General features: G+C 71.2%; 27 protein-coding genes and 1 riboswitch. Of the genes, 14 read left to right on the forward strand and 13 right to left on the reverse strand.

What is annotated here, in order from left to right; translation table 11 throughout:
• Positions 1–32 precede the first annotated feature (32 nt).
• Positions 33–812: an endonuclease/exonuclease/phosphatase family protein gene (locus ACIQ5Y_RS29450; RefSeq protein ID WP_403886961.1), complete on the forward strand. Its 780-nt coding sequence runs from the start codon at positions 33–35 to the stop codon at positions 810–812.
• A gap of 384 nt (positions 813–1,196) precedes the next feature.
• Here ACIQ5Y_RS29450 and ACIQ5Y_RS29455 read toward each other — a convergent pair whose 3' ends face one another.
• On the reverse strand, positions 1,197–1,793 hold the full coding sequence (locus tag ACIQ5Y_RS29455) for a hypothetical protein (RefSeq protein ID WP_403886964.1): 597 nt from the start codon (positions 1,791–1,793) through the stop codon (positions 1,197–1,199).
• The gene (locus ACIQ5Y_RS29460) at positions 1,786–2,565 is read right to left on the reverse strand and encodes an alpha/beta hydrolase (protein ID WP_403887163.1); all 780 of its coding nucleotides are present in this window, start codon (positions 2,563–2,565) and stop codon (positions 1,786–1,788) included. The genes ACIQ5Y_RS29455 and ACIQ5Y_RS29460 overlap by 8 nt, the downstream gene beginning before the upstream one ends.
• A 170-nt stretch (positions 2,566–2,735) precedes the next feature.
• On the opposite strand from ACIQ5Y_RS29460, the gene ACIQ5Y_RS29465 reads away from it, so the two are divergent.
• The 5 genes from ACIQ5Y_RS29465 to ACIQ5Y_RS29485 all read left to right on the forward strand — a co-directional run bounded on the left by ACIQ5Y_RS29465 (position 2,736) and on the right by ACIQ5Y_RS29485 (position 7,678).
• A complete protein-coding gene (locus ACIQ5Y_RS29465; protein ID WP_403887166.1) occupies positions 2,736–3,476 on the forward strand; it encodes a lysophospholipid acyltransferase family protein in 741 nt (246 codons plus the stop codon).
• 42 nt (positions 3,477–3,518) lie between these two features.
• Entirely contained in the window at positions 3,519–4,736 is a 1,218-nt protein-coding gene (gene macS, locus ACIQ5Y_RS29470) for a MacS family sensor histidine kinase (protein ID WP_403886967.1), read from the forward strand.
• Positions 4,733–5,404, forward strand: coding sequence for a response regulator (locus tag ACIQ5Y_RS29475; protein ID WP_403886970.1), 672 nt, complete (start codon positions 4,733–4,735; stop codon positions 5,402–5,404). The genes macS and ACIQ5Y_RS29475 overlap by 4 nt, the downstream gene beginning before the upstream one ends.
• A gap of 164 nt (positions 5,405–5,568) precedes the next feature.
• Positions 5,569–6,597 carry a 6-phosphofructokinase gene (locus ACIQ5Y_RS29480; protein ID WP_403887169.1) on the forward strand — a complete coding sequence of 343 codons (1,029 nt, stop codon included), beginning with the start codon at positions 5,569–5,571 and terminating at the stop codon, positions 6,595–6,597.
• Positions 6,598–6,685: 88 nt separating this feature from the next.
• Entirely contained in the window at positions 6,686–7,678 is a 993-nt protein-coding gene (locus ACIQ5Y_RS29485; protein ID WP_403886973.1) for a 2-hydroxyacid dehydrogenase, read from the forward strand.
• A gap of 238 nt (positions 7,679–7,916) precedes the next feature.
• Here ACIQ5Y_RS29485 and ACIQ5Y_RS29490 read toward each other — a convergent pair whose 3' ends face one another.
• Together ACIQ5Y_RS29490 and ACIQ5Y_RS29495 are read right to left on the reverse strand one after the other, a co-directional pair.
• Positions 7,917–9,785 carry an anthranilate synthase family protein gene (locus ACIQ5Y_RS29490; RefSeq protein WP_403887171.1) on the reverse strand — a complete coding sequence of 623 codons (1,869 nt, stop codon included), beginning with the start codon at positions 9,783–9,785 and terminating at the stop codon, positions 7,917–7,919.
• 112 nt (positions 9,786–9,897) lie between these two features.
• On the reverse strand, positions 9,898–9,966 hold the full coding sequence (locus ACIQ5Y_RS29495) for a trp operon leader peptide (protein ID WP_403887173.1): 69 nt from the start codon (positions 9,964–9,966) through the stop codon (positions 9,898–9,900).
• Positions 9,967–10,132: 166 nt separating this feature from the next.
• On the opposite strand from ACIQ5Y_RS29495, the gene ACIQ5Y_RS29500 reads away from it, so the two are divergent.
• Positions 10,133–11,488 carry a class II 3-deoxy-7-phosphoheptulonate synthase gene (locus ACIQ5Y_RS29500; protein ID WP_403886975.1) on the forward strand — a complete coding sequence of 452 codons (1,356 nt, stop codon included), beginning with the start codon at positions 10,133–10,135 and terminating at the stop codon, positions 11,486–11,488.
• 158 nt (positions 11,489–11,646) lie between these two features.
• A complete protein-coding gene (locus ACIQ5Y_RS29505; protein WP_403886978.1) occupies positions 11,647–11,985 on the forward strand; it encodes a bacterioferritin-associated ferredoxin in 339 nt (112 codons plus the stop codon).
• A 20-nt stretch (positions 11,986–12,005) separates the two neighbouring features.
• Here the strand turns inward: ACIQ5Y_RS29505 and bfr are convergent, their stop codons facing one another.
• Complete coding sequence (bfr, locus tag ACIQ5Y_RS29510; RefSeq protein WP_030707395.1) at positions 12,006–12,482, reverse strand: bacterioferritin; 477 nt, start codon at positions 12,480–12,482, stop codon at positions 12,006–12,008.
• Between the two features lie 185 nt (positions 12,483–12,667).
• On the opposite strand from bfr, the gene ACIQ5Y_RS29515 reads away from it, so the two are divergent.
• Positions 12,668–13,300, forward strand: a complete 633-nt coding sequence (locus tag ACIQ5Y_RS29515) for a sulfite oxidase-like oxidoreductase (RefSeq protein WP_403886981.1) — start codon at positions 12,668–12,670, stop codon at positions 13,298–13,300.
• A 38-nt stretch (positions 13,301–13,338) separates the two neighbouring features.
• On the opposite strand, the gene ACIQ5Y_RS29520 is transcribed toward ACIQ5Y_RS29515, so the two are convergent.
• The 8 genes from ACIQ5Y_RS29520 to thiO all read right to left on the reverse strand — a co-directional run bounded on the left by ACIQ5Y_RS29520 (position 13,339) and on the right by thiO (position 21,312).
• Positions 13,339–13,761, reverse strand: a complete 423-nt coding sequence (locus tag ACIQ5Y_RS29520; protein WP_403887176.1) for a DUF4396 domain-containing protein — start codon at positions 13,759–13,761, stop codon at positions 13,339–13,341.
• 337 nt (positions 13,762–14,098) lie between these two features.
• Complete coding sequence (locus ACIQ5Y_RS29525) at positions 14,099–14,956, reverse strand: deoxyribonuclease IV (protein WP_403887179.1); 858 nt, start codon at positions 14,954–14,956, stop codon at positions 14,099–14,101.
• A 9-nt stretch (positions 14,957–14,965) separates the two neighbouring features.
• A complete protein-coding gene (pknB, locus tag ACIQ5Y_RS29530; RefSeq protein ID WP_403886984.1) occupies positions 14,966–16,891 on the reverse strand; it encodes a Stk1 family PASTA domain-containing Ser/Thr kinase in 1,926 nt (641 codons plus the stop codon).
• Between the two features lie 526 nt (positions 16,892–17,417).
• Entirely contained in the window at positions 17,418–18,011 is a 594-nt protein-coding gene (locus ACIQ5Y_RS29535) for a hypothetical protein (protein WP_403886987.1), read from the reverse strand.
• A gap of 88 nt (positions 18,012–18,099) precedes the next feature.
• A complete protein-coding gene (locus ACIQ5Y_RS29540; protein ID WP_403886990.1) occupies positions 18,100–18,378 on the reverse strand; it encodes a hypothetical protein in 279 nt (92 codons plus the stop codon).
• A gap of 748 nt (positions 18,379–19,126) precedes the next feature.
• Positions 19,127–19,921: a thiazole synthase gene (locus tag ACIQ5Y_RS29545; RefSeq protein ID WP_403886993.1), complete on the reverse strand. Its 795-nt coding sequence runs from the start codon at positions 19,919–19,921 to the stop codon at positions 19,127–19,129.
• 6 nt (positions 19,922–19,927) lie between these two features.
• Positions 19,928–20,128, reverse strand: a complete 201-nt coding sequence (gene thiS / locus ACIQ5Y_RS29550; RefSeq protein WP_376659461.1) for a sulfur carrier protein ThiS — start codon at positions 20,126–20,128, stop codon at positions 19,928–19,930.
• Entirely contained in the window at positions 20,125–21,312 is a 1,188-nt protein-coding gene (thiO, locus tag ACIQ5Y_RS29555) for a glycine oxidase ThiO (protein WP_403886996.1), read from the reverse strand. Before thiO ends, thiS begins: the two co-directional genes overlap by 4 nt.
• Positions 21,310–21,421, reverse strand: a riboswitch (TPP riboswitch). Its footprint overlaps the gene before it by 3 nt.
• Before the next feature lie 81 nt (positions 21,422–21,502).
• Between thiO and ACIQ5Y_RS29560 the strand changes: the two genes are divergently transcribed.
• The 5 genes from ACIQ5Y_RS29560 to ACIQ5Y_RS29580 all read left to right on the forward strand — a co-directional run bounded on the left by ACIQ5Y_RS29560 (position 21,503) and on the right by ACIQ5Y_RS29580 (position 26,003).
• Entirely contained in the window at positions 21,503–22,729 is a 1,227-nt protein-coding gene (locus ACIQ5Y_RS29560) for an NAD(P)/FAD-dependent oxidoreductase (protein WP_403886999.1), read from the forward strand.
• 229 nt (positions 22,730–22,958) lie between these two features.
• A complete protein-coding gene (locus ACIQ5Y_RS29565) occupies positions 22,959–23,324 on the forward strand; it encodes an Rv2175c family DNA-binding protein (protein ID WP_384593954.1) in 366 nt (121 codons plus the stop codon).
• A gap of 128 nt (positions 23,325–23,452) precedes the next feature.
• Positions 23,453–24,091, forward strand: a complete 639-nt coding sequence (gene thiE / locus ACIQ5Y_RS29570; RefSeq protein ID WP_403887003.1) for a thiamine phosphate synthase — start codon at positions 23,453–23,455, stop codon at positions 24,089–24,091.
• Positions 24,092–24,170: 79 nt separating this feature from the next.
• The gene (gene metF / locus ACIQ5Y_RS29575; RefSeq protein WP_403887006.1) at positions 24,171–25,085 is read left to right on the forward strand and encodes a methylenetetrahydrofolate reductase [NAD(P)H]; all 915 of its coding nucleotides are present in this window, start codon (positions 24,171–24,173) and stop codon (positions 25,083–25,085) included.
• A gap of 42 nt (positions 25,086–25,127) precedes the next feature.
• On the forward strand, positions 25,128–26,003 hold the full coding sequence (locus tag ACIQ5Y_RS29580) for a hypothetical protein (protein ID WP_403887008.1): 876 nt from the start codon (positions 25,128–25,130) through the stop codon (positions 26,001–26,003).
• Positions 26,004–26,016: the final 13 nt, after the last annotated feature.

Here is a 26,016-nt window from a genome sequence, read left to right on the forward strand (position 1 = left end):
GGGAGCGGCGGGCGGCCGCATATCTTGCGGACATGGACCAGTTGCTGCCGTCGCTGCCCTCGTTGCCCTCGCTGCCGAAGTCCCTTACCGAGCCGGACGGTTCTGCCGTGATCCGGGTGCTCAGCTACAACATCCGCTCGCTGCGCGACGACGAGGACGCGCTGGCCAGGGTCATCCGGGCGTGCGAGCCGGATCTGGTCTTCATCCAGGAGGCGCCGCTGTTCTTCCGGTGGCGCAAGCACGCGGCGCGGCTCGCCGCGAAATCCGACCTGGTGGTGCTGAGCGGCGGCGCGACGGCGGCCGGACCGCTGCTGCTGTGCTCGCTGCGGGCCTTCGTGGAGCGCACCGAGGACGTACTGCTGCCGCTGACCCCCGGCCTGCACCGGCGGGGCCTCGCCACGGCGGTGGTCCGCTTCGCGGGGGCGCGGGTGGGCGTGGTCAGCACCCACCTGTCCCTCGACGCGACCGAGCGCGGGGCGCAGGCGGAACTGCTGCTGGAGCGGGTCGCCGCGATGGACACCCCGTACGCGATCGTGGCGGGCGACGTGAACGAAGCGCCGGGGGGTGCGGTCTTCGGGCGGCTCGCCGGTGCCCTTCAGGACTGCTGGACGGTGTCCCCCTGGGGCGGGGAGCCGACCTTCCCGGCGGTCGCGCCGGACCGTCGCATCGACGCGGTGTTCGCCTCGCGGGGGGTGGAGGTGCTGGCCTGCGGTGTCCCTGCGGGGCTGCCGGGTCTCTCCTCCGCGGACCTCCGCGCCGCGACGGACCACCTCCCGGTCCTGGCGGCCCTCCGCCTCCCGGCTGCGCCGTAGCCCCGGGGCCGATCGGGGGCCCGCTGCGCGGGGCTGTCCCCTACCCGCCCTTCCCCCGTTCCCCGGGCTCCGCCCGGACCCGTCCTGGGGCTCCGCCCCAAACCCCGCGCCTCAAACGCCGGCGGGGCTGGAAAATCCAGCCCCGCCGGCGTTTGAGGCGACGGCGCGAAGCGCCGTACGGGTCCGGGGCGCAGCCCCGGGGAACGGGGGAAGGGCGGGTAGGGGAACACACCCCGCGCAGCGGCTCCCTCCCGCAGACGATCCACCGGGCCCGGCCAGGGGCAGCGGCCCCGCCCGACCACCGACGGCCGGAGGCAGTCGCAGCGTCCCGAAGCCGGGGAGGCGCCCCAGGCGCCTACCCGCGCGAGGGGCGCGTCCAATAGGTCAAACCACGGCCCCGCGCCCCGGATCGTCGTCATCGTCGTCGCCCTGCGCCATCCTCCCGACCAGCGTCGCGAAACCGCCCAGGAAGCCGCCGATGCCCAGCGTGGTCAGCCACCAGGTCATCTCCCACTGCAGCAGCACCGCCAGGAGCAGCAGCACCGGCCCGCCGACCACCGCCAGCCAGGCGAACTTCGACGTGGTGTCCGCTTCCGGCAGCTCCGGTTCGGGCTGGACGAAGTGGCCCTCGTCCTCCTCCTTCGGCTCCGCGAGGGAGTGGTCCCGGGGGCCCACCATGCCCACGCCCGGGGCGAAGACCACCGAGCTGCCCAGGGACGTCGCGGCCGGCCCCTCCGGCCCGGCCTCGGCCTCGGTCTCGGCCTCGGGCTCCGCCCCCGACTCCGCCTCCCCGTCAGCGCCCGCCTCCGGCGGGGACGGCTTCACGTCCTCCTCCGGCAGCAGCAGGTTCTCGATCGGCCGGAACGGCCTGGCCCCCGGCGGGTCCGGCGGCTCCTGCCCGTACCCGGCGACGATCGCCGCCCAGGCCGCTTCCTCGTCCAGCGGCGGAACTCCGCCCGACTGCTCCTCGTGCTCAGCCACCCGCCTCCGCCCCCTCCCTGCCCACGCTCTCCGCCAGCCGGCCGACGAACGCAAAACTGTCCGCGAAGATCCGCTCCGCGTCATGGTCCAACGTCGCGACGTGGTAGCTCTGTTCCAGCAGCGTCTCGGTGACGTCCGTCGACGAGATCCGCGCCAGGATCCGCGCCGAGTCGACGGGCGGTACGACGTGGTCCTGCGGGCTGTGCAGCAGCAGTACCGGCTGCGTCACCTGCGGCAGATCGGCGTCGACCCGCTGGAAGAGCTTGCGCAGCGAGTCCGCGGCCCGGGTCGGGACCCGGTCGTAGCCGACCTCCTCCGATCCCGGCTTCGCGATGTCGCTGGCGATGCCCGGCGTCGACCGGATGAAGTGCTTGGCCACCGGAAGGGCGAAGGCCAGCGGGTCGTGCACCTTGTTGGCCGGGTTGACGAGCACGAGGCCGCTGATCGCGTCTCCGTGCTTGGCCGCCAGCCGCAGCGTGAGCGCGCCGCCCATCGAGAGCCCGAAGACGAACACCTGCTCGCACCGGTCCAGCAGCTCCTGCAGCGCCCGGTCGACCTCCGCGTACCAGTCCTCCCAGCCCGTGAGCTGCATGTCCTGCCAGCGCGTCCCGTGCCCGGGCAGCAGCGGCAGCGACACCGTGAGGCCCTTCCCGGCGAGGTACTCGGCCCAGGGGCGCATCGACTGCGGGGAACCGGTGAAGCCGTGGCAGAGAAGGACGCCGACCTCTCCGCCCTCGTGGCGGAACGGCTCGGCTCCAGGGAGGACGGGCACCAGGGTCTCCTTGATCATGATGTACATCAGGTGGGTGCGTTGCTCTGTGTGACTTCACCGTACGCGACCGGACTGGTACCGACCAGGGCCGTCGGGCCGCTGTCGGGGGAGCCAGGGGATAAGGTCTGTTCGACAGACACAGGAAGGCTTTCGAGTTGATCTACGGCGCAATGAAGTTCTCGATCGGCGGGTCCCTGAAGCTCGCTTTCAGGCCGTGGGTGGAGGGCCTTGAGAACATTCCCGCCGAGGGGCCCGCGATCCTCGCGAGCAACCACCTGTCCTTCTCGGACTCCTTCTTCCTGCCGGCCGTTCTGGACCGCAAGGTCACCTTCATCGCGAAGGCCGAGTACTTCACCTCCCCGGGTGTCAAGGGCAAGCTGACGGCCGCCTTCTTCAAGGGCGTCGGACAGCTCCCGGTCGACCGTTCCGGTGCCCGAGGGGCCGGTGAGGCCGCCATCAAGAGCGGCATCGAGGTCATCGAGCGCGGGGAGCTGTTCGGTATTTACCCCGAGGGGACGCGTTCACCCGACGGACGTCTCTACCGGGGCAAGCCCGGCGGGCTGGCCCGGGTGGCGCTGGCCACCGGAGCGCCGGTGATCCCCGTGGCGATGATCGACACGGAGAAGATCCAGCCGCCCGGCAAGGTGGTTCCGAAGCTGATGCGCCCCGGGATCCGAATCGGCAAGCCGCTGGACTTCAGCCGCTACCACGGCATGGACGGGGACCGCTTCATCCTCCGCTCGGTGACCGACGAGGTCATGTACGAGATCATGAAGCTGTCCGGCCAGGAGTACGTGGACATCTACGCGACGGCGGCCAAACGGCAGATCGCCGACGCGGAGAAGGCCGAGAAGGACGCGGAGAAGGCCGCCAAGGGCGAGAAGAACGCCAAGGGCGACGGCGCGCAGTAGGACGGGCGGCGGTACCGCCCGCGGGAGCGGGGGGTGGGGGAAATGGCGAAACGCGAACGTGTCGTGCGCATGTCGGTCGAGCAGCCGCTCTGGCGGGCGCTGACGGCGTACCGGCTGCTGACCATGGTCTACGCGGTGGTGCTGTTCGCCTCCGCCTACAAGAAGTTCGACCGGCCCATGGTCGCGATCGGCTACCTCGCCGTCCTCGCCGTCTGGACGCTGGCCACCTCCTCCAAGGTGGCCACCGCCGCCAGCTGCACCAAGCGCTTCCTCTGCGCCGACCTCACCGTCGCCATCGCGGGGATCCTGCTCACCCCGGTCGCCGACACCCACGCGCGGATCGCCGAGGGCGGCCCGACCCTCCCCAGCATCTGGACGGCCGGCTCGGTCCTCGCCTTCGCCCTCAAGGGCGGCTGGCGCTGGGCCGGTTTCGCCTCCACCTTCGTGGCCGCCGCCAACCTCGTCATCCACGGCGGTGACCCCACCCGCGACACCCTGCACAACGTCCTGCTGGTCTGGGTCGCCTCCATCGCCATCGGCTACGTCGTCGAGGTCGCCCGGGCCAGCGAGGCCACCCTGGCCCGCGCCCTGGAGATCGAGGCCGCCACCCGCGAGCGCGAGCGCCTCGCCCGCGACATCCACGACGGGGTCCTCCAGGTCCTCGCCATGGTCCAGCGGCGCGGCACCGAACTCGGCGGCGAGGCCGCCGAACTCGGCCGGATGGCGGGCGAGCAGGAGGTGGCCCTGCGCACCCTGGTCTCCAGCGGGCTCGTGCACCCCTCCCGGATCTCCCGTGACGAGTCGCTGGGCGCGCTGGTGGACTCGTACGAGGTGGAGGAGCCCGGCGCCGACGAGGGCGAGGTCGATCTGCGGACGCTCCTGGCCCCGCACGCCGGCTCCCGGGTGAGCTTCGCCGAGCCGGGCACCCCGGTGCGGCTGCCGGCGCCCGCCGCGAAGGAACTGGCCGCGGCGGTCGGCGCCGCCCTCGACAACGTGCGCAAGCACGCGGGGGAGGGGGCCAGGGCCTGGATCCTGGTCGAGGACTGGGGCGACGAGGTGATCGTCACCGTACGCGACGACGGCCCCGGCATCCCGGTCGGCCGGCTCGACCAGGCCGAGGGCGAGGGACGGATGGGCGTGGCCCTGTCCATCCGCGGCCGGCTGCGCGACCTCGGCGGCAGCGCCGAGCTGGTGTCCGTCCCCGGACAGGGCACCGAAGTGGAACTGAAGGTACCCAGGGGGAGGACGGACAAGAGATGAGCGAGCCGAGCGAGATCAAGGTGATGGTGGTCGACGACCACCCGATGTGGCGGGACGCGGTCGCCCGCGACCTGGCCGCCGCGGGCTTCGACGTGGTGGCCACGGCCGGCGACGGCCCCGAGGCGGTTCGCCGGGCCCGCGCCGTCACCCCGCACGTCCTGGTCCTCGACCTCAACCTGCCCGGTATGCCCGGGGTCCAGGTCTGCAAGGAACTGGTCGGCGCCAACCCGGCGCTGCGGGTCCTCGTCCTGTCGGCGAGCGGCGAGCACGCGGACGTACTGGAGGCGGTGAAGTCCGGGGCGACCGGATACCTGCTGAAGTCCGCCGGCGCCCAGGAACTGATCGACGCCGTCAGCCGCACGGCCGCGGGCGACCCGGTCTTCACGCCGGGCCTGGCCGGACTGGTGCTCGGCGAGTACCGCCGCCTGGCCACGGATCCGGCGCCGGCCGCCTCCGACGAGCCGAAGGCCCCCCAGCTGACCGACCGCGAGACCGAGGTGCTGCGACTCGTGGCCAAGGGGCTGTCGTACAAGCAGATCGCCGAACGGCTGGTCATCTCCCACCGCACGGTGCAGAACCACGTCCAGAACACCCTGGGCAAGCTCCAGTTGCACAACCGGGTGGAGCTCGTCCGCTACGCCATCGAGCGCGGCCTCGACGACGCGTAGCCCCGGCAGCACCAGGTCGAACATCGCACTTAATTCCTCAAACTCCTCGTACGAGTGAACGGGCGTACGCAACGCCCCGCGATTCCACCGGAATTGACCCCTCCATCCCCCTTGTTGTGACCTGCGTCACCACTAGCGTGGCCGTCATGGCGAAGGGAGATTCCATGAAGGTCGGAGTGCTGACCGGCGGCGGCGACTGCCCCGGACTCAACGCGGTGATCCGGGGCGTCGTCCGCAAGGGCGACCAGGAGTACGGCTACGGGTTCATCGGATTCAAGGACGGCTGGCGGGGTGCGGTCGAGGGGGTCACCGTCCCCCTCGACATCCCCGCCGTCCGCGGGATCCTGCCCCGCGGCGGCACCATCCTCGGCTCCTCGCGCACCAACCCGTTCAAGGTGGAGGACGGGGTGCGGCGGATCAAGGAGAACCTCACCAAGTACGAGGTCGACGCGCTCATCGCGATCGGCGGCGAGGACACCCTCGGCGTCGCCGCCAAGCTGTACGAGGAGTACGGCATCCCCTGCGTCGGCGTGCCGAAGACCATCGACAACGACCTGTCGGCGACGGACTACACCTTCGGCTTCGACACCGCCGTCGGCATCGCGACCGAGGCCATCGACCGGCTGCACACCACGGCCGAGTCGCACATGAGGGTCCTGGTCGTCGAGGTCATGGGCCGGCACGCCGGCTGGATCGCCCTGCACTCGGGCCTCGCGGGCGGCGCCAACGTCATCCTGATCCCCGAGCAGCGCTTCGACATGGACCAGGTGTGCGCCTGGGTGGCCTCCCGCTTCACGGCGAGCTACGCGCCGATCGTCGTCGTCGCCGAGGGCGCCATGCCCAAGGACGGGGACATGGTGCTGAAGGACGCCACCAAGGACTCCTTCGGGCACGTCCGGCTCTCGGGCGTGGGCGAATGGCTCGCGAAGGAGATCGAGGCGCGGACCGGCAAGGAAGCCCGTACGACGGTGCTCGGCCACATCCAGCGCGGCGGCACGCCCAGCGCCTTCGACCGCTGGCTGGCGACCCGCTTCGGGCTGCACGCCATCGACGCCGTGCGCGACCGGGACTTCGGCAAGATGGTCGCGCTCAAGGGGACGGACATCGTCCGGGTCCCGATCGCCGAGGCCACGGCCAAGCTCAAGACGGTCGACCCGGCGCTGTACAAGGAAGTCGGGGTCTTCTTCGGCTGACCCGAGGGTCGGACGGCACCCGGGAGCCATGGGTCGTATGGTGACAAACGACCCATGGCCCTGATGTGTTCGACGTACGGGAGCAAGCGTGGAGATCCTGGCATTCGGTGTGACCGCCGACGAAGAGCCGCTCCTGGAGCGGGCCTTCGAGGGCCTGCACGAGGTCCGCTGCCTCGACGTCTTCCTCAGCGAGGACACCGCGCCGATCGCGGCCGGCTACGAGGTCGTCTCCTCCAGCGTGAACGCCGATCTGGGCGGCCGGGTGCTGCGGATCCTGGCGGCGGGCGGGACGAAGATGATCGCCCAGCGCTCCACCGGCTTCAACAACATCGACCTGGACGAGGCCCGCCGACTGGGCATGTCCGTCAGCCGGGTCTCCTACTACTCGCCCTACTCGGTGGCCGAGTTCGCCTGGACCCTGGCGATGGCCGTCAACCGGCGGATCGTCAGGGCCTCCAACCGCACCCGGGACTTCGACTTCCGCCTGAACGGGCTGATGGGCCGCGACATGCACGGCCGCACGGTGGGCGTCCTCGGAACCGGCAAGATCGGCGAGGCCTTCACCCGGATCGCGCACGGCTTCGGCATGCGCCTGCTGGGCTGGGACGTGGTGCAGAACGCGGCCTGCCTGGAGCTGGGCATGAAGTACGTGGAGAAGGAGGAGCTGCTCGCCTCCTCGGACCTCGTCAGCCTGCACGTCCCGCTGCTGGAGTCCACGCACCACATCATCGACGCGGCCGCGCTGGGGCTGATGAGGGACGACGCGATCCTGGTGAACTCCAGCCGCGGCGGGCTCGTCGACACGGACGCGCTGGTCACCGAACTGCGCGCGGGGCGGTTCACGGGGGTGGGCCTCGACGTGTACGAGGCCGAGGCCGGGGTGTTCTTCACGGACAAGTCCCTGGAGGCCGTGGTGGACGACACCCTGGCCCGGCTCGTGACCTTCCCGAACGTGGTGGTCACCTCGCACCAGGCGTACTACACGGGTGACGCGGTGGGGCAGATCATCGACGCGACGGTCGCCAACGTGACGGACTACCTCGCGGGGCGGCGCTCGGAAAACACCCTGGTCCCCTCCTGACGCGGGTCCGGGGGCGCGGGTGCCGCTGCGCGGGGCCTGTCCCCGCCCCGCCCTTCCACCGTTCCCCGGGCTCCGCCCGGACCCTCCCCCAGCTACCGCTGGGAGGTGCCCCCATCCTCAAACGCCGGACGGGCTGAAGATCCAGCCTCGCCGGCGTTTGAGGCGCGGGGTCTGGGGCGGAGCCCGGGGAACGGTGGAAGGGCGGGTAGGGGACAGGCCCCGCGCAGCGGCCCGGCGGCTAGGCGGACGTCCCCGCCCGGACCCCCACGATCAGCTCGCGCAGCAGCTCCGCGCCCCGCAGGGTGAGCACCGACTCCGGGTGGAACTGGACCCCCGCGAAGCCACCCGCCGCGGAGCGAAGGGCGTGGACCTCGCCCGTCGCCGGGTCACGGGAGACCTCCACACCCACCGGCTCCGCGCCCTCGGCGCAGTACGCGGTGTACGTGTTGTAGAAGCCCACCACCTCCTGCGCCCCGAACAGATCGATCCGCGTCTGCGCACCCTGCGCCGGCTCCGCCTTGCGGATCAGCGGCAGCCCGAGCTCCGCCGCCAGCAGCTCGTGACCCAGGCAGACCCCGAGCAGCCCGCCCCGGTGCGAGGCGAGGAGCTCCGCCGCCAGCGCGCGCAGCATCCGCATCTTGGGGTCGGCCGCGTCCGCCGGGTTGCCCGGGCCCGGGCCGAGCACGATCGGGCCCTCCCAGGCCAGGGCCGCCGCCCGCAGCCCCGGATCGTCGTAGCGGCGTACGGTCACCTCCAGCCCGGCCACCCGCAGCACGTGCGCCAGCATCGCCGTGAACGTGTCCTCGCCGTCGACCACCAGCGCGTGGCCGGACGGCACGGACGGCTCCTGCATCCGCAGCCAGAACGGGGCCAGGTCCGCCCGCCGCGCGGAGAGGGCGGCCTGCACCCGGGGGTCCTCCGCGAGCCGCGCCACCCCCTCGAAGGCCGGGCGGGGCGCCGCCGGCCGGACTCCGAGCGCCGCCAGCACCCCGGCCGCCTTCGCGTGCGTCTCCGCGACCTCGCCCGCCGGATCGGAATGCCGGACGAGGGTGGCGCCGACCGGTACCCGCAGCGCCCCGTCGGGGGCGATGTCGGCGGTGCGGATCAGGATGGGGGAGTCGAGCGTCTGCGCCCCGGCCGCGTCCAGGCCCAGCAGGGCCAGCGCGCCCGCGTAGTAGCCGCGCCCACCGGTCTCGTACCGCTCGATCACCCGGCAGGCGTTCTGCACCGGCGAGCCGGTCACCGTCGCCGCGAACATCGTCTCGCGCAGCACCTCCCGCACGTCCAGGGAGGAGCGCCCGCGCAGCTCGTACTCGGTGTGCGCGAGGTGCGACATCTCCTTCAGGCGCGGTCCGACCACGACCCCGCCGCGGTCGCCGACCGTGCACATCATCTTGAGCTCCTCGTCGACCACCATCGACAGCTCCTCGGTCTCCTTGCGGTCCCCGAGGAAGGAGAGGAGGGAGTCCACGGTCGGCCCGCCCGCCGGATAGCGGTACGTCCCGCTGATCGGGTTCATCACGACGGTTCCCCCGGACATCCGGACGTGGACCTCGGGGCTCGCGCCCACCAGGGTTCGCTCACCCGTATGGACGACGTACGTCCAGTACGCGCCCCGCTCGCCCTCCAGCAGCCGCCGGAACAGGGCGAGGGCGTCGGCCCGGCCGAAGCCCTCGATCCGGCCCTCGAAGGTGCGGCGGATGACGAAGTTCGCGCCCTCCCCGCGGCCGATCTCGTCCTCGATGACCCGCTCGACCGTGGCCGCGTACTCCTCGTCGGGGACGTCGAAGGCGCCTGCGTCGACCCGGACGGCGTGCGCGGGCAGCGCGGACAGCGCCTCGGCGAGCGGGATCTCGTACGCCTCCTCGGCGACGAGCACGCTCAGCGGCGTGCCGTCGTCGCGCACGTCGAAACCGCGCTCCCGGATCTGCCGGAAGGGGACCAGGGCGAGGGTGGGCAGCTCCCGCACGGGCAGGTCGGCGAGGTGCTCGGCCTCGTGGACCGGGCCGAGGAGCACCTCGACGGTGTCGTGGTCACGGCCGGGAGTGCGCCGGCGCAGCAGGGCGAACGGGGGGCAGGAGTCGTCGAGCAGTCGGCTGAGTGCCATGGACATGGGGCGGGTCGTCCTTCCGGTGGGAGGAGCTGGAGGAGCGGCCCGATGTCCCGTGAGAAACACGGAAGGCCGCCCCTCGGGGCGGCCTTCGCGTCGGTAGTGTCGTTTACGTACGCGTGAGGAGTGGGCCGCCCGGAGCGGTCCACCACCAGTTCTGGTTCGAGTGCGCGTACATGCTGCGCACCTTAGCCCAGATCGGCCTCCAGGCGCAGGATCCGTCTCATGACGCGATATGAACCATGGATTCCGTATTTTTGGGCTCCGTCAACCTTCGAGCCACTTCTGTCTCACTACGTGGTCGCAAGGCTGGACGTGGCGGATGACGACGTAATGTTTACGAGGTGACCGTGAACGCTGAAACCCAAGCCCTCGCCGCCAAGGCGACCTGGCGAGACCTTCCCGCGGCGCAGCAGCCTTCGTACCCCGATGTCGAGGCTCTGCGCGCTGTCGTCGCGGACCTCGAGTCGTATCCGCCGCTCGTCTTCGCGGGCGAGTGTGACCAGCTGCGCGCCCGACTGGGAGCCGTCGCCAAGGGCGAGGCGTTCCTGCTCCAGGGCGGCGACTGTGCCGAGGCCTTCGACGCCGTGTCCGCCGACCACATCCGCGCCAAGCTGAAGACGCTGCTCCAGATGAGCGCCGTCCTGACGTACGCGGCCTCCGTGCCCGTCGTGAAGGTCGGCCGTATCGCGGGCCAGTACTCCAAGCCGCGCTCCAAGGACACCGAGACCCGCGACGGCATCACCCTGCCGACCTACCGCGGTGACTCCGTCAACGGCTTCGCCTTCACCGAAGAGGCCCGAATCCCGGACCCCGAGCGGCTGAAGCGCATGTACCACGCGTCCGCTTCGACGCTGAACCTGGTGCGCGCCTTCACCACCGGTGGCTACGCCGACCTGCGCCAGGTGCACGCCTGGAACCAGGACTTCGTGAAGTCCTCCCCGTCCGGGCAGCGCTACGAGCAGCTCGCGCGGGAGATCGACAACGCGCTGAACTTCATGAAGGCCTGTGGCACCGACCCGGCCGAGTTCAAGGCCGTCGAGTTCTACGCCTCCCACGAGGCGCTGCTGCTCGACTACGAGGGCGCGCTGACCCGTACGGACTCCCGTACCGGCAAGCTGTACGACACCTCGGGCCACATGGTCTGGATCGGTGAGCGCACCCGCCAGCTGGACCACGCGCACATCGAGTTCTGCTCGCAGATCGCCAACCCGATCGGCATCAAGCTCGGCCCCACCACCACGGTGGACGAGGCGCTGACGTACATCGACCGCCTGGACCCCGAGCGCGAGCCGGGCCGGCTGACCTTCGTCGTCCGCATGGGCGCCGACAAGGTCCGCGACAAGCTCCCCGAGCTCGTCGAGAAGGTCACCGCGTCCGGTGCCACCGTCGCCTGGGTCACCGACCCGATGCACGGCAACACCTTCGAGGCGGCCTCCGGCCACAAGACGCGCCGTTTCGACGACGTGCTCGACGAGGTCAAGGGCTTCTTCGAGGTCCACAAGGGCCTCGGCACCCACCCGGGCGGCATCCACGTCGAGCTCACCGGTGACGACGTCACCGAGTGCGTGGGCGGCGGCGACGAGATCTTCGTCGACGACCTGCACCAGCGCTACGAGACGGCCTGCGACCCGCGGCTCAACCGCAGCCAGTCCCTGGACCTGGCGTTCCTGGTCGCCGAGATGTACCGCGACCAGTAGGCAGCGGTAGGCAGCAGCCTGTGACGATGGGGCGCGGATCGATGTGATCCGCGCCCCATCCTCGTATCCGGGTCTTTTAGGGAACCCTAACTTTGGGTACGGTTAGGTAAGCCTCACCGATCTAGGGGATGGCTCGTCGAACCATTCCGCTCAGGGAGGTGAACCGCGTGTACGTCTGCTCGTGTTTCGGGATCACCGACAAGCAGGTCAAGGACCACGCGGCTGCCGGGGCCTGCACCCCGCGCCAGATCGCCTCGGCCACCAAGGCCGGCACCGACTGCGGCTCCTGCGTGCGCACCATCCAGGGCATACTCGGCCGCGGTGCCTGCCCGCGCCGGGAGCAGCTGGAGAAGGGCAACACCGCGGCCGTTCTCGCGGCGGACCCGGAGCTGACGACGGTTGCCGCACCCGGCCTCGCACCCGCCGCGAAGCTCGCACCCGCGCCCAAGCCGGCGCCGGCGCTCCAGCCCGCACCCGTGCTCGCGGAAGCGGCCTAGTCCTCCCGGAAGGGCGGGGGTCAGCTCGGCTGCTCGATCAGCTGGGCGATGTACAGCGGCTCTCCCAGGGACTCGATGAGCTCCAGCTGGGTGTCGAGGTAGTCGATGTGGTGCTCCTCGTCCTCCAGGATCTCCTCGAAGAGCCGCGCCGAGGTGATGTCGCCCTTGCCGCGCATGACCTCGATGCCGCGCTTGAGCCGGTCGATGGCCTCGACCTCGACCTGCCGGTCCGCCTGGAACATCTCCGTGATCGTCTGGCCGACGCGCACGTGGAAGAGGCGCTGGTAGTTCGGCAGCCCGTCCAGCATGAGGATGCGTTCGGTGATCTTGTCCGCGTGCTTCATCTCGTCGATGGACTCTTCACGCGTGTACTTGGCGAGCTTGGTCCAGCCCTTGTTGTCCTGGATGCGGTAGTGCAGCCAGTACTGGTTGATGGCCGTCAGCTCGCCGGTCAGCTGCTCGTTCAGAAACTCAAGGACCTCGGGGTCGCCCTGCATCGCAGAGGCTCCTTCCAGGCAATGTCAGCTATGTGACGGGGCAGGTGCGCGCATCCTTGCACCGCCACTGGGGGTCGTCCAGTAAGTGCCTCCTTAGTGGGAGTTGCCGTGACTTGCCCCGAAAGGGGCCCGCATTGGCCCAGACCTGGTCATGACCACCCCGCCAAGTCTGTCACCATGGAGTCATGGGTCAGCCGGAAAGCCGGGAATCTCCGGAAGCAGAGCAGCCGGACCTCCCTCCAGGACAGCGACTCCAGCGGGGCTGGCCCGTCACCCACTACGGGCCTGTACCGAAGTTCAAGCCGGAGCGCTGGGAGTTCCGCGTCTTCGGGGCCACGGCCGACGGTGAGAAGCACTGCTGGAACCACGAGGAGTTCACGGCCCTGCCGTTCGAGTCGGTGGTGGCGGATCTCCACTGCGTGACGAAGTTCAGCATGCAGGGCGCCGAATGGGGCGGTGTGCTCGCCCGTACCGTGCTCGACCTCGCTCCTCCGGCCCCGCAGGTCACGCACGTGATGGTGTGGGCCGAGTACGGCTTCAGCTCCAACTTGCGGCTGGCCGACTTCGCTTCCGACCGGACCGTCTTCGCCACCCACGAGGGCGGTGAACTGCTCACCGCGGAGCACGGGTTCCCGCTGCGGCTCGTCGTCCCGCACCTGTACGCCTGGAAGGGCCCCAAGTGGGTCCGGGGGATCGAGTACATGACCGCGGACCGCCGGGGCTTCTGGGAGGAGCGCGGCTACCACAACATCGGCGACCCCTGGCGCGAACAGCGGTACTCCTACCAGGAGGAGCCGGGGGACGGCCCGGAGCTGTAGCGGACGCCGTCGGGGAAATCGCCCGATGGTGGTACTGCTCAGTGGTGGTACTGGTGGACGACCGCGTGACCCTTGCCGCGGCCGATCATCCACTTGTTGACCGGGGTGGTCAGGACGAAGGCGATCGCGAGCGAGATCGCGAGCACGATCCAGAACAGCGCGTCCGACAGGTGCGCGTCCATCGCGCCGGGCCACAGGGCGATCACCCCGTTGTCGATCAGCTCCATGACGGCGATCGAGAGGGTGTCGGCTGCCAGGGCCACCCGAATGGCCGTACGGAAGTCGACGCCGGCGGCGAGGATCCCGCGCAGGGTGAGCGCGTAACCGAAGAAGAACGCCAGCACGATCGCCAGGATCATGGTCGACACGTTGCCCCACCCGAGCGCGGTGCCGATGATCATGCCGAGCACCTCGCCGATGGCGCAGCCGGTGAGGCAGTGGAGGGTGGCCTTGGCGGCCATGGCCCAGCTGACGGGGCCGTGGCCGTGGTGGCCGTGTGCGGCGTGGTCCTCGTGGCCGGCCGGGCTGCCGTGGCCGCCGTGTCCCGAATGGTCGCCGTGGCCGACGTGGCCGGCGTGCTGGTCGTGACCCTGGTGACCTTCGTGACCTTCGTGACCTTCGTGGCCCTGGTGCCCCTCGTGGCCGCCGTGCTGCTCATGTCCGTGGTGCTGATGGTGCTCGTCGTGCGCGTGTGCCTGCTCCATGACAACAACCCCCTCATGGGAAAGCCGGGTGGCGGTTCCGTCGATATGACAGAACCGTATACCCCCCTGGGGTATTCCTCAAGGGATCAGTGGATCATCGCGTGCCGCGCAGCTCCTTCAGCAGCGCCACGTCCGCCGCGTGTCCTTCCTTGCCGCCGGGCGTCTCGATGATCAGCGGTACGCCCTCCATCGCCGGGTGCGTGAACAGCTCCGCGAAGGCCTCCCGGCCGATGTGGCCCTGCCCGATCTGCGCGTGCCGGTCCTTGTGGGCGCCGACGCCCTCCTTGGAATCGTTCGCGTGGACCAGCTTCAGCCGGCCCTCGCCGACCGTGTCCACGAGCAGGTCGAGGGTCTGCTTGGTGCCGCCCGGCTCCGCCAGGTCGTGACCGGCCGCGAAGACGTGGCAGGTGTCCAGGCAGATCCCGAGCATCGGATGGCGGTCGAGCGCCTCGAAGTACGGGCCGAACTCCTCGGCCGTCGAGCACAGCGAGGAACCCTGCCCGGCCGTGGACTCCAGCAGCAGGAACGGGTCGTCCTCGTGCGTCAGCTCGTCCAGCAGCGGCAGCATGTGCTCCCTGATCTGCGCGTACGCCGCCTCGCGCGGGCGCCCGCCGGTCGCCGAGCCGGTGTGCACGACCACGCCGAGCGCGCCGATCTCCCGGCCTCGGCGCAGCGAGTGGCGCAGCGACTCCACCGACTTCTCGACGGTCGCCTCGGTGTGGGAGCCGAAGTTGATCAGGTAGGGCGCGTGCACGTACGCCGGGATGGACGCCTCCGCGCACTCCGCCCGGAACCGCTCGTCCTGCGCCGGATTGCCGACCGGGGTGGCCCAGCCGCGCGGATTGGCCACGAAGACCTGGACGGCCTCGGCGCCCATCTCGCGGGCGTAGGTCAGCCCGACCGAGGCGAGCCCGCCCGCCACGGGGACGTGCCCGCCCACCGGATTTCGTATCACTGCGGCCTACAGCCCCTTGGTTTTGATGGTGATCGTGCTGCCCTCGGGGGCGGTCTGCCCGGCCGGTACCGACTGGGTGTCCACGGTGTTGCCGAAGGAGAGGAAGGGCTTCTCCACCTTCACCTTGAAGCCCGCGGCCTCCAGCGTCTTGCGGGCCACGTCCACGTCCTGACCGGTCACGCCCGGGACCGGGAGCTGGCGGGGGCCCTTTGACACGGTCAGTGTGATCGTGTCGCCGGCCGCCGCCTGGGCGCCCGCGCTGACCGACTGGTTGGCGACCGTACCGGCCGCAGCCGGGGAGTTGACCTGCTCGGGGGCCGTCTCGACCTTGAAGCCCAGGCCCTCCAGGCTCGCCTTCGCCTGGTCGGCGGGGAGGCCCACCACACTCGGGACCCCGACCGGGCGGCCCTTGCTGACCACGATGTTGACCGCCGTGTCCGGCGCCCGCTTGATGCCGCCCTTCGGATCGGTGCTGATCACCGAGCCCTGGGCGATGTCCTGGCTGAAGGCCTGGGTGACGATGCCGGGCGCCAGCCCGGCGTTCGCCAGCTCCTTCTTGGCCTCCTCCAGCGGGCGCCCCTCCAGATTGGGTACGGCGATGACCTGCGGGCCGCGGGAGATCGTGATCGTCACGGCGCCGTTCCCGCGGATGCGCTTGCCACCCGGAGGGTCGGTGTTCATCACCGTCCCGCGGTCGAAGGCGTCGCTGAACTTGCGCTCCACGCCCTTCACCCCGAGCCCGGCCGCGGACAGCTGGGAGCGGGCCTCGGCCTCCGTCTTGCCGAGCAGGTTCGGGACCTTCGTGAACTGGCCGGAGCTGATGTACCAGACGCCCGTGCCCAGACCGAGGGAGAGCAGGACCCCGGCGATGACCAGCAGCACACGGCGGCGGGGCAGGCGGGGCAGGCGGGAGGAAGCGGAGGCCGGCCGGTGCGTCGCCGGCGGAGGAGTCGGGGGCATCTCCAGACGGGAGGTGTGGTGCACGGGCGGCTGCGCGGACACCGGGCGCGGGATCACGCCGGTGCGGTCCTCGGCGGACGACCGTTCCTCGGCCCGCGCCTGCGGCGGCACGGCGTCCAGCTCGGCGTCGCCGAGCTGCGCACGGGCCTCGAGGACGAGGCCGAGCAGCGCGGCGGCGTCGTGCGGTCGCAGGTCGGGATTGCGCGCGGTGGCCTGGGCGACGAGCTCGTCGAGCCCGACGGCGAGCCCGGGGACGGCGGCCGAGGGAGGCGGCACGTCCTCGTGGAGGTGCTGGTACAGCACCTGGGCGGGGGTACCGCCGGTGTGCGGCTTGGACCCGGTCAGCATCTCGTACAGCACGACGCCGCAGGCGTAGACGTCCACGCGGGTGTCGGCGACACCGCTCTCGATCTGCTCGGGGGCCAGGTAGGAGACGGTGCCGAGGACGGAGCCGGTGGTGTTGGTGACGGAGTCCACGGACCGGACCAGCCCGAAGTCGGCCACCTTGACCCGGCCGTCGTCGCCGATCAGGACGTTCTCGGGCTTCATGTCACGGTGCACGAACCCGGCCCGGTGGGCCGCGCCGAGGGCGGCGAGGACGGGTTCGAGGATGTCGAGGGCGGCCCGAGGCCGCAGCGCACCGCGCTCGCGGAGCACGTCGCGCAGGGTGCAGCCGGACACGTACTCCATGGCCAGGAACACGTACGGCCCGTCCGTGCCCTGGTCGAACACGGCGACCACGTTGGGGTGCGCGAGCCGCGCCACGGACTTGGCCTCCCGGATGAACCGGTCGACGAAGCCCGCGTCGGCGGCGAGGGCAGGGTGCATCACCTTCAGCGCGAGCACGCGGTCGAGCCGGGTGTCGACGGCCCGGTAGACCGTTGCCATGCCACCGGCCGCGATGCGGGCGTCTACGCGGTAGCGGCCGTCGAGCACGCGCCCGACGAGGGGGTCATCCAGGGTCGTATCCACCCGCCGATTCTATTGGCGGGCGGACGCGCCCCGACGGGGGCGGTCGTTCTTGCAGCGCAGCTGTGACGTGGGCGGGGGCCGGGAGCGCGGGCGGGGCGGAGGGGATCGGCTGGTCGGGGCGTGTGTTGGCGGTGCCTCGGCCGGTCGGGAGCGAGTGAGGGTTGGGGGTTTCCCGTCAGTCCCATCGTCCTTCCGCGTCGGGCCGGCCTGTCAAGGGCGCTCCTCCTTCGTCGTCGCGTCGCTGCGCGATCGCCTTCGGCGACCCTTGACAGACCGTCCCGCCACGGAAAGACAAAGGACCGCCGGGAACCCCCCAAAGGAACGGGCCGGGCCAGAGATTCCAACACGGGCCGACAGCAATGCCCGACCCGGTCGAGGTGGGGCAGACCCCTCCTCGGCCCTCCGAGTCCACCGGCCAGGCCGGGCAGACGGCCACCCTCCCCGAAACCCCCACCACAAGAGCCTGAGCGGGAGGAAGGGCGCCCCAAATCGCTACGCGCTCCTCGATGACGGCGTCTGCGACCCGTCAGGGGCTGGTCACGCCCCAGATCGCTACGCGCTCCTCATTCCTCGGCGTCCGGCCGCCGTCCGGGGCTGGTCGCCGAACGAGTTCCTGGAGTGCTTCCCAGGCGCCGAACGAATCGAAGAGCTGGAGGGACGGCCCCTGTTCGGAGGCCAGGACGGCGTAGTGCTCCGGAAGGTAGGAGAGATCGCCCCAGGGCTCTTCGGTGTGCGCACGGATCAGAAGCCGACCGGAGGCCGTGCACCGGATCCAAGGGATCACGAGGAAGGCGGCCAGCTGCGTGTCGATCAACGATGGGCTGCTCAGAGGGGCAGTGTCGGGTCCCTCGACCAGCTCCAGGGCGGCTGGCAGACCATCACCAGGGCAGTCCAGGAGGCGGGAGGCAACGGATTCCCGAATCCCCCACGTCTCCGTCATCACGGAGATCTCTGCCCGGTCGGTCTCGCCGAGGGCCACTTGGTGTTTGAGGAGGGCCCCTATCAGCAGATCCAGCCCTGCCTCTTGTTCGCCGATGTCCCAGCAGACCTGGACTTCGTGGGCATCTGCGGGAGGCAAGAGGAGGGCGAGGCGGTTCCACGCTCCGGCTTTGTCGCTCATCCGAAGAGCCTATCGGATCTTGATCGCCGGACGGTCCGGACCGGATGGATTTACCACCCGGTCCGGACCGTGAATTGAACCGATTGCCTTACCTGTAGTGGTGGTGCTTGTGGTGATGGCCGTTGTGGCAGTAGCCCCAGCCTGAGCCCCAAACCCAGCCCCAGTCCCAATCCCAGCCTTGGTGCCGGTGATGGCGGTAGCAGTAGCCCCAGCCCCAGTCGCGATCGCCGTGACTCGATGCCGTTGCGGTCGTGGTGTTGGCGTGCGCCGGCGCTGCGAATGCGTTGACCGGGAGCAATGCGCCCGCTGCGGCCAGCGCGGTAGAGGCCGTAAGAATGGCGAGACGCTGTTTACGGAATGCGGTCATGAGAATTCACCTCTGGCAGGGTAGGGAAAAGGTTTCCTCGACGATGCGGATGGTCACCTGATCTGCGTGACCCAAGCCTCAATAAAGCCCGAGTAAGGGCATCGCGTCATGCCCCTGCTTTTCGTGACTTGACACATCGCGATGGCCAGTAGGTGGTTCTCTGACCAGGGCATACGTAAGCCCCCGACGGCGGCCGGACGCCGAGGAATGAGGAGCGCGTAGCGATCTGGGGCGTGACCAGCCCCTGACGGGTCGCAGACGCCGTCGTCGAGGAGCGCGTAGCGATTTGACGCGCCCTTCCTCCCGCTCAGGCTCTTGTGGTGGCGGTTTCGGGGGGTGTGGCCGTCTGCCCGGTGGACTAGGTAAGCCCGAGGAGGGGTCTGCCCCACCTCGACCGGGTCGGGCATTCCGGTCGGCCCGTGTTGGAATCTCTGGCCCGGCCCGTTCCTTTGGGGGGTTCCCGGCAGTCCTTGTCTTTCCGTGGCGGGACGGCCTGTCAAGGGTCGCCGAAGGCGATCGCGCAGCGACGCGACGACGAAGGAGGAGCGCCCTTGACAGGCCGGCCCGACGCGGAAGGACGATGGGACTGACGGGAAACCCCCAACCCTTTTCACCTCCGACCGGGCGGGGCACCGCCCCACCCCACCCGCACCCGAATGGGCGGGTGGGCAGCCGCCGCGCCGGCGTGGGGGTCGAGGGGGGTGAAGTCCCGCACGAGCGTGGACCCGTACCCCCCGCCCCCACCCCCTCAGAACGCCGGCCGCTCCGGGTCCAGGGCGGCCCGCCCCTCCGTGGGGGACGAGGCTTCCGCGAAGCGGCGTTGGGGGATGCGGCCCGCGCGGTGGGCGAGGCGGCCCGCCGAGACGGCGTCCCGCATGGCGGCCGCCATCAAGACCGGCTCCTGCGCACGCGTCACCGCCGAGGCGAGCATGACCGCCGCGCAGCCGAGTTCCATCGCGAGGGCCACGTCCGAGGCCGTGCCGGCCCCGGCGTCGAGGATGACCGGGACTCCCGCCCGTTCGGTGATCAGCTCGAAGTTGTGCGGGTTGCGGATGCCCATGCCGGAGCCGATCGGGGAGCCGAGCGGCATGATCGCCGCGCAGCCCACGTCCTCCAGCTTGCGGGCCAGCACCGGGTCGTCGTTGGTGTACGGGAGGACGGTGAAGCCCTCGTCGACCAGGATCTCGGCCGCGTCGAGGAGCTCGATGCCGTCCGGGAGGAGGGTTCGCTCGTCCGCGACGACCTCCAGCTTGATCCAGTCGGTGCCCAGCGCTTCCCGTGCGAGGCGAGCCGTCAGGACGGCCTCGCCCGCCGTGAAGCAGCCCGCGGTGTTGGGGAGGACCGCGATGTCGAGCTTCGAGAGGACGGAGAGGACGGAGCCCTGGACCGTCGGGTCGAGGCGGCGCATCGCGACCGTGGTGAGTTCGGTGCCGGACGCGACCAGGGCGCGCTCCAGGACGTCCAGGCTCGGGGCCCCGCCCGTGCCCATGATCAGGCGGGAGGAGAAGGTCCGGTCGCCGAGGGTGAAGAGGTCGTCTGCCATGGTGCGTCAGCCTCCCTGGACCGCGGTCAGGATCTCGACGCGGTCCCCGTCGCCCAGCGCGGTGGCTGGCCACTGGCCGCGCGGGACGACGGTCTCGTTGAGGGCGGCGGCGACGCCGGAGGGGGCGGTGGTCAGGGTTGCGACCACCGAGTCGAGCGTGGTGCCGGCCGCGATCTCGCGCGGCTCGCCGTTGACGGAGATGGTCATGCGAAGGACTCCTGACGTGCGGCGGAGAACCGGCGGGGGGAGAAGGGGCGGGCGATCGGCGGGAGTTCACCGGTGGTCAGCAGCCCCGCGAGTACGTCGCCGGTGAGGGGGGTGAGCAGGACGCCGTTGCGGTAGTGGCCGGTGGCCAGGTGCAGGCCCGGCAGCTCGGTGGGGCCGAGCAGCGGGGCGTTGTCGGGGGAGCCGGGGCGCAGGCCTGCCTTGATCTCGACCAGGGGGAGTTCGGTGATGCCGGGCACGAGCTCGTGGGCGTCGCGGAGGAGTTCGTAGACCCCTCCGGCGGTGACGGTGGTGTCCCAGCCGAGTTCCTCGCTGGTGGCGCCGAGGACGAGTTCCCCGTTCTCGCGCGGCACCAGGTAGACGTGGCTGCCGCGTACGACGGCCCGAACGGTCCGGGAGAGGAACGGCGCGTACGCCGGCGGTACGGAGAGCCGCAGGACCTGGCCCTTGACCGGCCGGACGGGTACGGCCGCCTCCGGCGGTACGCCGGGCAGCTTGCAGCTGAGCGAGCCCGCGGCCAAGACCACCTGGTCCGCGCGCAGCTCCGTACCGTCGTCGAGCACGGCGCCGGCCGCGCGGTCGGCGGTGACCACGAGCCGTTCCGCGTTCGCCCGGTGGATGATCACCCCGGCCCGCTCGCAGGCTGCCAGCAGGGCGGCCGCGAGCCGGCGCGGGTCGACCTGGTGGTCGCCGTCCACGCGCAGGCCGCCGCGGACCCCGGGGGCCAGCATGGGCTCCAGGCGGCGGCACTCGCGGCCGGTGAGCCACTCGGACTCCAGGCCGCAGCGGCGCTGCAGGGCGTGGAGTTCCCGCAGGTGGAGGCGGTCGTCGGAGTCGAGGGCGACGGCGAGGGTGCCGCAGGCGCGGTAGCCGATGTCCATGCCGCCGGAGGCTTCGGCGAGCTCGGCGGCGAACTGCGGATAGCGCTCGGCGGAGGCGAGGCCGAGGCCCAGCAGGGACTCCTCGCCGTAGTGCAGTTCGGTGACGGGGGCGAGCATGCCGGCCGCGACCTGGGCGGCGCCGCCGCCGGGGGCCGGGTCGGCGAGCACGGTGCGCAGGCCGCGCTCGGCGGCCCGCCAGGCGGTGACCAGGCCGATGATGCCGCCGCCGATGACGAGGACGTCGGATCCCGTTTCGGGTCCTGTTCGGTTCCGAGATGAATGCATGGGCGTCCAGCCCCTCCCTTCGCCGGCATGACCCGGATCAGGTTCGTACGGTCGGAGGCCGTCCAGCCTCCCTCTCAGCCCGGTGCGCCGGACTCCCGCGATAGGTACAGTGGCCAGACTAACCCGGCCGTCGACGGCGGGTAAGGCGGCACCTATTCCTGACGGATCGTCAGATGATTAGGGTGTCCGGGTGAGTGATCAGACGGAGAAGAATCAGAGCGGCGTCGTGATCGTCGGCGCCGGAATGGCCGGTGTGCAGACCGCGGTGGCCCTGCGGGAGCAGGGTTACACCGGCCCCGTGACCCTGCTGGGCGCCGAACCGCACCAGCCCTACGACCGGCCCCCGCTCTCCAAGGCGGTCCTGCTCGGCAAGGCCGAGGACTCCGCCTTCGACGTGGACTTCGAGGGGCTCGGCATCGAGCTCAGGCTCGGCACCGAGGTCACGGGGCTGCGTGCCGCCGAACGGGAACTGGACACCGAGGCGGGACCGGTCCCGTACGAGGTCCTCGTGCTGGCCACCGGAGCCGAGCCGCTGACCCTGCCGGGTACCGACGGCGTCCCGGGCGTGCACCTGCTGCGCACCCTCGACGACGCGGCCCGGCTGCGGCCGGTCCTGGCCGAGGCCTCCTCGGTCGTGGTCGTCGGGGCGGGCTGGATCGGCGCCGAGTTCGCCACCGCGGCCCGGGAGGCGGGCTGCGCGGTGACGGTGGTCGAGGCCGCCGACCGGGTGCTGGCGGGCGCGCTGCCCGAGGAGGTCGCCGCGCCGATGGGGCGCTGGTACGCGGAGGCCGGCGCCGAACTGGTCACCGGGGCGAGGGTCGCCGGGGTCGAGGCGGGCCGGGTGCTGCTGGCCGACGGCCGTGAGCTGCCGGCCGGGGCGGTCGTGGTGGGCATCGGGGCGCGCCCCGCCACCGGGTGGCTGGCCGGGACCGGGGTGGAACTCGGGGCGGACGGGTCGGTCACGGCCGACGAGTACCTGCGTACCTCCCTGCCGGGGGTCTACGCGGTCGGCGATTGCGCGTCGTTCCCCTCGGGGCGCTACGGGGCGCGGCTGCTGGTGCACCACTGGGACAACGCGCTGCAGGGGCCGAGGGCGGTCGCGGCGAACATCCTGGCGGGTGGCGGTGAGACGGGTGAGGTGTACGACCCGGTCCCGTACTTCTGGTCGGAGCAGTTCGGGCGCTTCGTGCAGTACGCCGGGCACCACGGCGGGGCGGACGAGCTGCTGTGGCGCGGTGACCCGGCCGGGGCGGCGTGGTCGGTGTGCTGGCTGCGGGGCGGGGCGCTGGTCGCGGTGCTCGCGGTGGGGAGGCCGCGGGATCTTGCGCAGGGGCGGCGGCTGATCGAGACGGGGGTGCCGGTGGATCCCGCGAAGGTCTCCGACCCCGGGGTTGCGCTGAAGTCGGCCACCGCCTAGCCGTGTGACCGGCCGGGCGGGGGGTGGGGGTCGCAGCGCGGAGCCGCTCCCCGCCCCGCCCTTTCTCCGTTTCCGGGGGCTCCGCCCCGGACCCCGGTCCTCAAACGCCGGACGGGCTGGGAAATCCAGCCCCGCCGGCGTTTGAGGCGCGGGGCCCGGGTCGGGCCCTGGGTACCCGGACGGGGTGGGTCAGGTACCGGCGGCGGAGCCGAGATGGCAGGCTTGGGGTGTGACCGAGATTGACGCAAAGATCGATGCCCTTGTCCCCTCCTGGCTGTACCTCCCCGACATCGCGGAGATGCTCGACATCGAGGTGACCCGGGTCCGCCAGATGGTCAAGGAAGGTCAGCTGGTCGCCGTGCGCCGCGGCGAGAACCGCTCCCTCCAGGTGCCCGCGCCCTTCATCGACGGCGACAAGGTCGTCAAGGGCCTGGTCGGCCTGCTGACGGTGCTCCGCGACGACGGCTTCTCCGACGAGGAGATCCTGGAGTGGATGTTCACCCCGGATCCGACCCTGCCCGGCACCCCCGCGCAGGCGCTGAGCGAGAATCGCGGCACGGAGGTCAAGCGCCGGGCTCAGGCGCTCGCCCTCTGAGCCGATTCAGCCGATCCGGCCCATCCGGCCCATCCGACCGATTCGGCAGATCCATCCGATCCATCTGAACCACCGCGGTGTGCGGGCCCCGCGCCCGTACACCGCGCTCCATCACGGGGGGTACACCCATGCAGCAGCTGTCCGACGCCCGGCTCTACCTGTGCACGGACGCCCGGAAGAAGCAGGGTGACCTCCCCGAGTTCCTGGACGCCGTGCTCGCCGGAGGCGTGGACATCGTCCAGCTCCGGGACAAGGGCATGGAGGCCGGAGAGGAGCTCGAGCACCTCCGGGTGTTCGCCGACGCCGCCCGCCGTCACGGCAAGCTCCTCGCCGTGAACGACCGAGCCGACGTCGCCCACGCCATCGGCTCCGACGTCCTGCACCTCGGCCAGGGCGACATCCCCGTCCCCGCCGCCCGCGCCATCCTCGGCGAAGGCGTGCTGATCGGCCGTTCCTGCCACGCGGAGTCCGAGGTCGACGCGGCCGTCGCCGAGCCCGGCGTGGACTACTTCTGCACCGGCCCCTGCTGGCCCACCCCCACCAAGCCCGGCCGCTACGCCCCGGGCCTCGGGCTCGTCCGGTACGCGGCCTCGCTGGAGCAGGACCGGCCCTGGTTCGCCATCGGCGGCATCGACGCCTCGAACCTGGACGAGGTGCTGGACGCCGGAGCCACCCGCGTGGTGGTCGTCCGCGCCATCACGGAGGCCTCCGACCCGGGCGCGGCCGCCGCCGAGCTGGCCAAGCGCGTACGGGCCCGCCTGGGGTAGCCGTCGCGGGGTGTCCAAAAAGGTGTCCAAAAGACGGACACCACTTCGGGCTGTGCCGAGCCGCGTCTAACCTGCCCGTATGGCCTTTGGTACCGCTTCCACCTGGTCGGACCGTGCACACACGGTCCGCGACCTTCTCGCGTCCGGGCGCTCGTACTCCTTCGAGTTCTGGGCTCCGAAGACCGAGAAGGGCGAACGCAACCTCTGGAACGCGCTGCGCCGGGTCGAGGCGGTGGCCCCCAGCTTCGTCTCCGTGACCTACGGAGCCGGCGGCTCCACCCGCGGCGGCACCGTCCGGGCCACCGAGCAGATCGCCTCGGACACCACCCTGACCCCCGTCGCGCACCTCACGGCGGTCGACCACTCGATCGCCGAGCTGCGCCACGTCATCGGCCAGTTCGCCGACGCCGGCATCCGCAACATGCTCGTCCTGCGCGGAGACCCGCCGGGCGACCCGATGGGCGAGTGGGTGGCGCACCCCGAGGGCGTGCACTACGCCGCGGACCTCGTCCGACTCGTCAAGGAGTCGGGGGACTTCTGCGTCGGCGTCGCGGCCTTCCCCGAGATGCACCCGCGTTCGGTGGACTGGGACACGGACATCCGGCACTTCGTGGACAAGTGCCGCGCCGGCGCCGACTACGCCATCACCCAGATGTTCTTCGACCCGGAGAATTATCTGCGGCTGCGCGACAGCGTCGAAAAGGCGGGCTGCGAGACCCCGATCATCCCCGAGATCATGCCTGTTGTGGGCATCAAGCAGCTCGACCGACTGCCCCAACTCAGCAACGCGGTCTTCCCTGCGGACGTGAAAGAGCGCATGCTCGCGGTCAAGGACGACGCGGCCGCTGTACGCTCCATTGGCATCGAGTTCGCCACGGGGTTCTGCGCGCGGCTGCTGTCCGAGGGTGTACCGGGACTGCACTTCATCACGCTGAACAATTCCACGGCGACTCTCGAAATCTACGAGAACCTGGGCCTGCACCAGCGGGCCTGATCGGCCGTACGCCATGGGCGGCCGTACCGAGAGGGGCCACGCATGGGAATGACGGTCCTCTACATCGCGTTCGGCATCGTCGCGCTGTGGTTGCTCGCCGAGGTCCTGATGCAGTACAAGGCCCGGCTCCGCTGGCGCCTGCTCGCCTTCGCAGGGTTCCTCGGCGTGGTCGCCGGGGTGGTGCTGCCGTCGGTGCTGGTCATCGGCGCGGGCGCGGCCATGTTCGCCTTGGGCCAGACCCTCGTCACGCTCTCCTTCCGCAAGGGGTTCGAGGCCGGCTGGGCGCTGCGCCGCGGCGGGGAACCCGTACGGCAGACCAGGCGGCGCCGCTCCGGCGCTCCGGTGAAGCAGGAACCCTCCCTCGAGGTCACCGGCCTGGAGTACGAGGGTCAGGGCGACGGCCGGGGCGACAGCCAGGACCGGCCCGAGGCCCCGGAGGTCTACAGCCCGGAGCCGGTGCCCGAGGACACCGGGTCCTACGGGATCCAGAGCTTCGCGCCCGCCCACGACGCCGCGCAGACGGCGGCCTTCGCCTCGCCGTTCACCACGGCCGAGCAGGACGCCCACCAGTACGCCGCGTACTACGACCCCTCGCAGTCCCAGGGCGGCCAGGGCGGCTACGACTACTCCAACGGCTATGCGGGGGGCGAGCAGCAGGTGTACGCCGCCTACTCGGACCCGTACATCGGCACCGGCGGGTCGGTGCCGCCCGGCGTGGACCCGTACGCCGCCGGCTACGCCCCGTACGGCGACCAGACGCAGCAGCAGTACTCCATGGACACGCCGCCCGGTGGGGTCTGGGTCCCGCAGCAGCGGACCACCGACGCGTACGGGCAGCCGTACCCGGCGGAGGACCAGCAGCAGGGCTACCCGTACCCCTCCCAGGGCACCGGCGAGTACGAGCAGTACCGCTACTGACGGACAGCGCGGC

Origin of the sequence: Streptomyces sp. NPDC096339 (assembly GCF_044762985.1) — a bacterium.
In the GTDB taxonomy this organism is placed as follows: Bacteria; Actinomycetota; Actinomycetes; order Streptomycetales; family Streptomycetaceae; genus Streptomyces.

What these genes read in the sequence shown, in the direction of transcription:
- ACIQ5Y_RS29540 (WP_403886990.1), bottom strand. Translation starts at nt 18,378, where the DNA reads ATGACCGCATTCCGTAAACAGCGTCTCGCCATTCTTACGGCCTCTACC.
- thiE (WP_403887003.1), top strand. Translation starts at nt 23,453, where the DNA reads ATGCAGCAGCTGTCCGACGCCCGGCTCTACCTGTGCACGGACGCCCGG.
- metF (WP_403887006.1), top strand. Translation starts at nt 24,171, where the DNA reads ATGGCCTTTGGTACCGCTTCCACCTGGTCGGACCGTGCACACACGGTC.
- ACIQ5Y_RS29480 (WP_403887169.1), top strand. Translation starts at nt 5,569, where the DNA reads ATGAAGGTCGGAGTGCTGACCGGCGGCGGCGACTGCCCCGGACTCAAC.
- macS (WP_403886967.1), top strand. Translation starts at nt 3,519, where the DNA reads ATGGCGAAACGCGAACGTGTCGTGCGCATGTCGGTCGAGCAGCCGCTC.
- ACIQ5Y_RS29520 (WP_403887176.1), bottom strand. Translation starts at nt 13,761, where the DNA reads ATGGCCGCCAAGGCCACCCTCCACTGCCTCACCGGCTGCGCCATCGGC.
- ACIQ5Y_RS29465 (WP_403887166.1), top strand. Translation starts at nt 2,736, where the DNA reads ATGAAGTTCTCGATCGGCGGGTCCCTGAAGCTCGCTTTCAGGCCGTGG.
- ACIQ5Y_RS29515 (WP_403886981.1), top strand. Translation starts at nt 12,668, where the DNA reads ATGGGTCAGCCGGAAAGCCGGGAATCTCCGGAAGCAGAGCAGCCGGAC.
- ACIQ5Y_RS29545 (WP_403886993.1), bottom strand. Translation starts at nt 19,921, where the DNA reads ATGGCAGACGACCTCTTCACCCTCGGCGACCGGACCTTCTCCTCCCGC.
- ACIQ5Y_RS29490 (WP_403887171.1), bottom strand. Translation starts at nt 9,785, where the DNA reads ATGGCACTCAGCCGACTGCTCGACGACTCCTGCCCCCCGTTCGCCCTG.
- ACIQ5Y_RS29535 (WP_403886987.1), bottom strand. Translation starts at nt 18,011, where the DNA reads ATGAGCGACAAAGCCGGAGCGTGGAACCGCCTCGCCCTCCTCTTGCCT.
- thiO (WP_403886996.1), bottom strand. Translation starts at nt 21,312, where the DNA reads ATGCATTCATCTCGGAACCGAACAGGACCCGAAACGGGATCCGACGTC.
- ACIQ5Y_RS29580 (WP_403887008.1), top strand. Translation starts at nt 25,128, where the DNA reads ATGGGAATGACGGTCCTCTACATCGCGTTCGGCATCGTCGCGCTGTGG.
- ACIQ5Y_RS29475 (WP_403886970.1), top strand. Translation starts at nt 4,733, where the DNA reads ATGAGCGAGCCGAGCGAGATCAAGGTGATGGTGGTCGACGACCACCCG.
- bfr (WP_030707395.1), bottom strand. Translation starts at nt 12,482, where the DNA reads ATGCAGGGCGACCCCGAGGTCCTTGAGTTTCTGAACGAGCAGCTGACC.
- ACIQ5Y_RS29450 (WP_403886961.1), top strand. Translation starts at nt 33, where the DNA reads ATGGACCAGTTGCTGCCGTCGCTGCCCTCGTTGCCCTCGCTGCCGAAG.
- thiS (WP_376659461.1), bottom strand. Translation starts at nt 20,128, where the DNA reads ATGACCATCTCCGTCAACGGCGAGCCGCGCGAGATCGCGGCCGGCACC.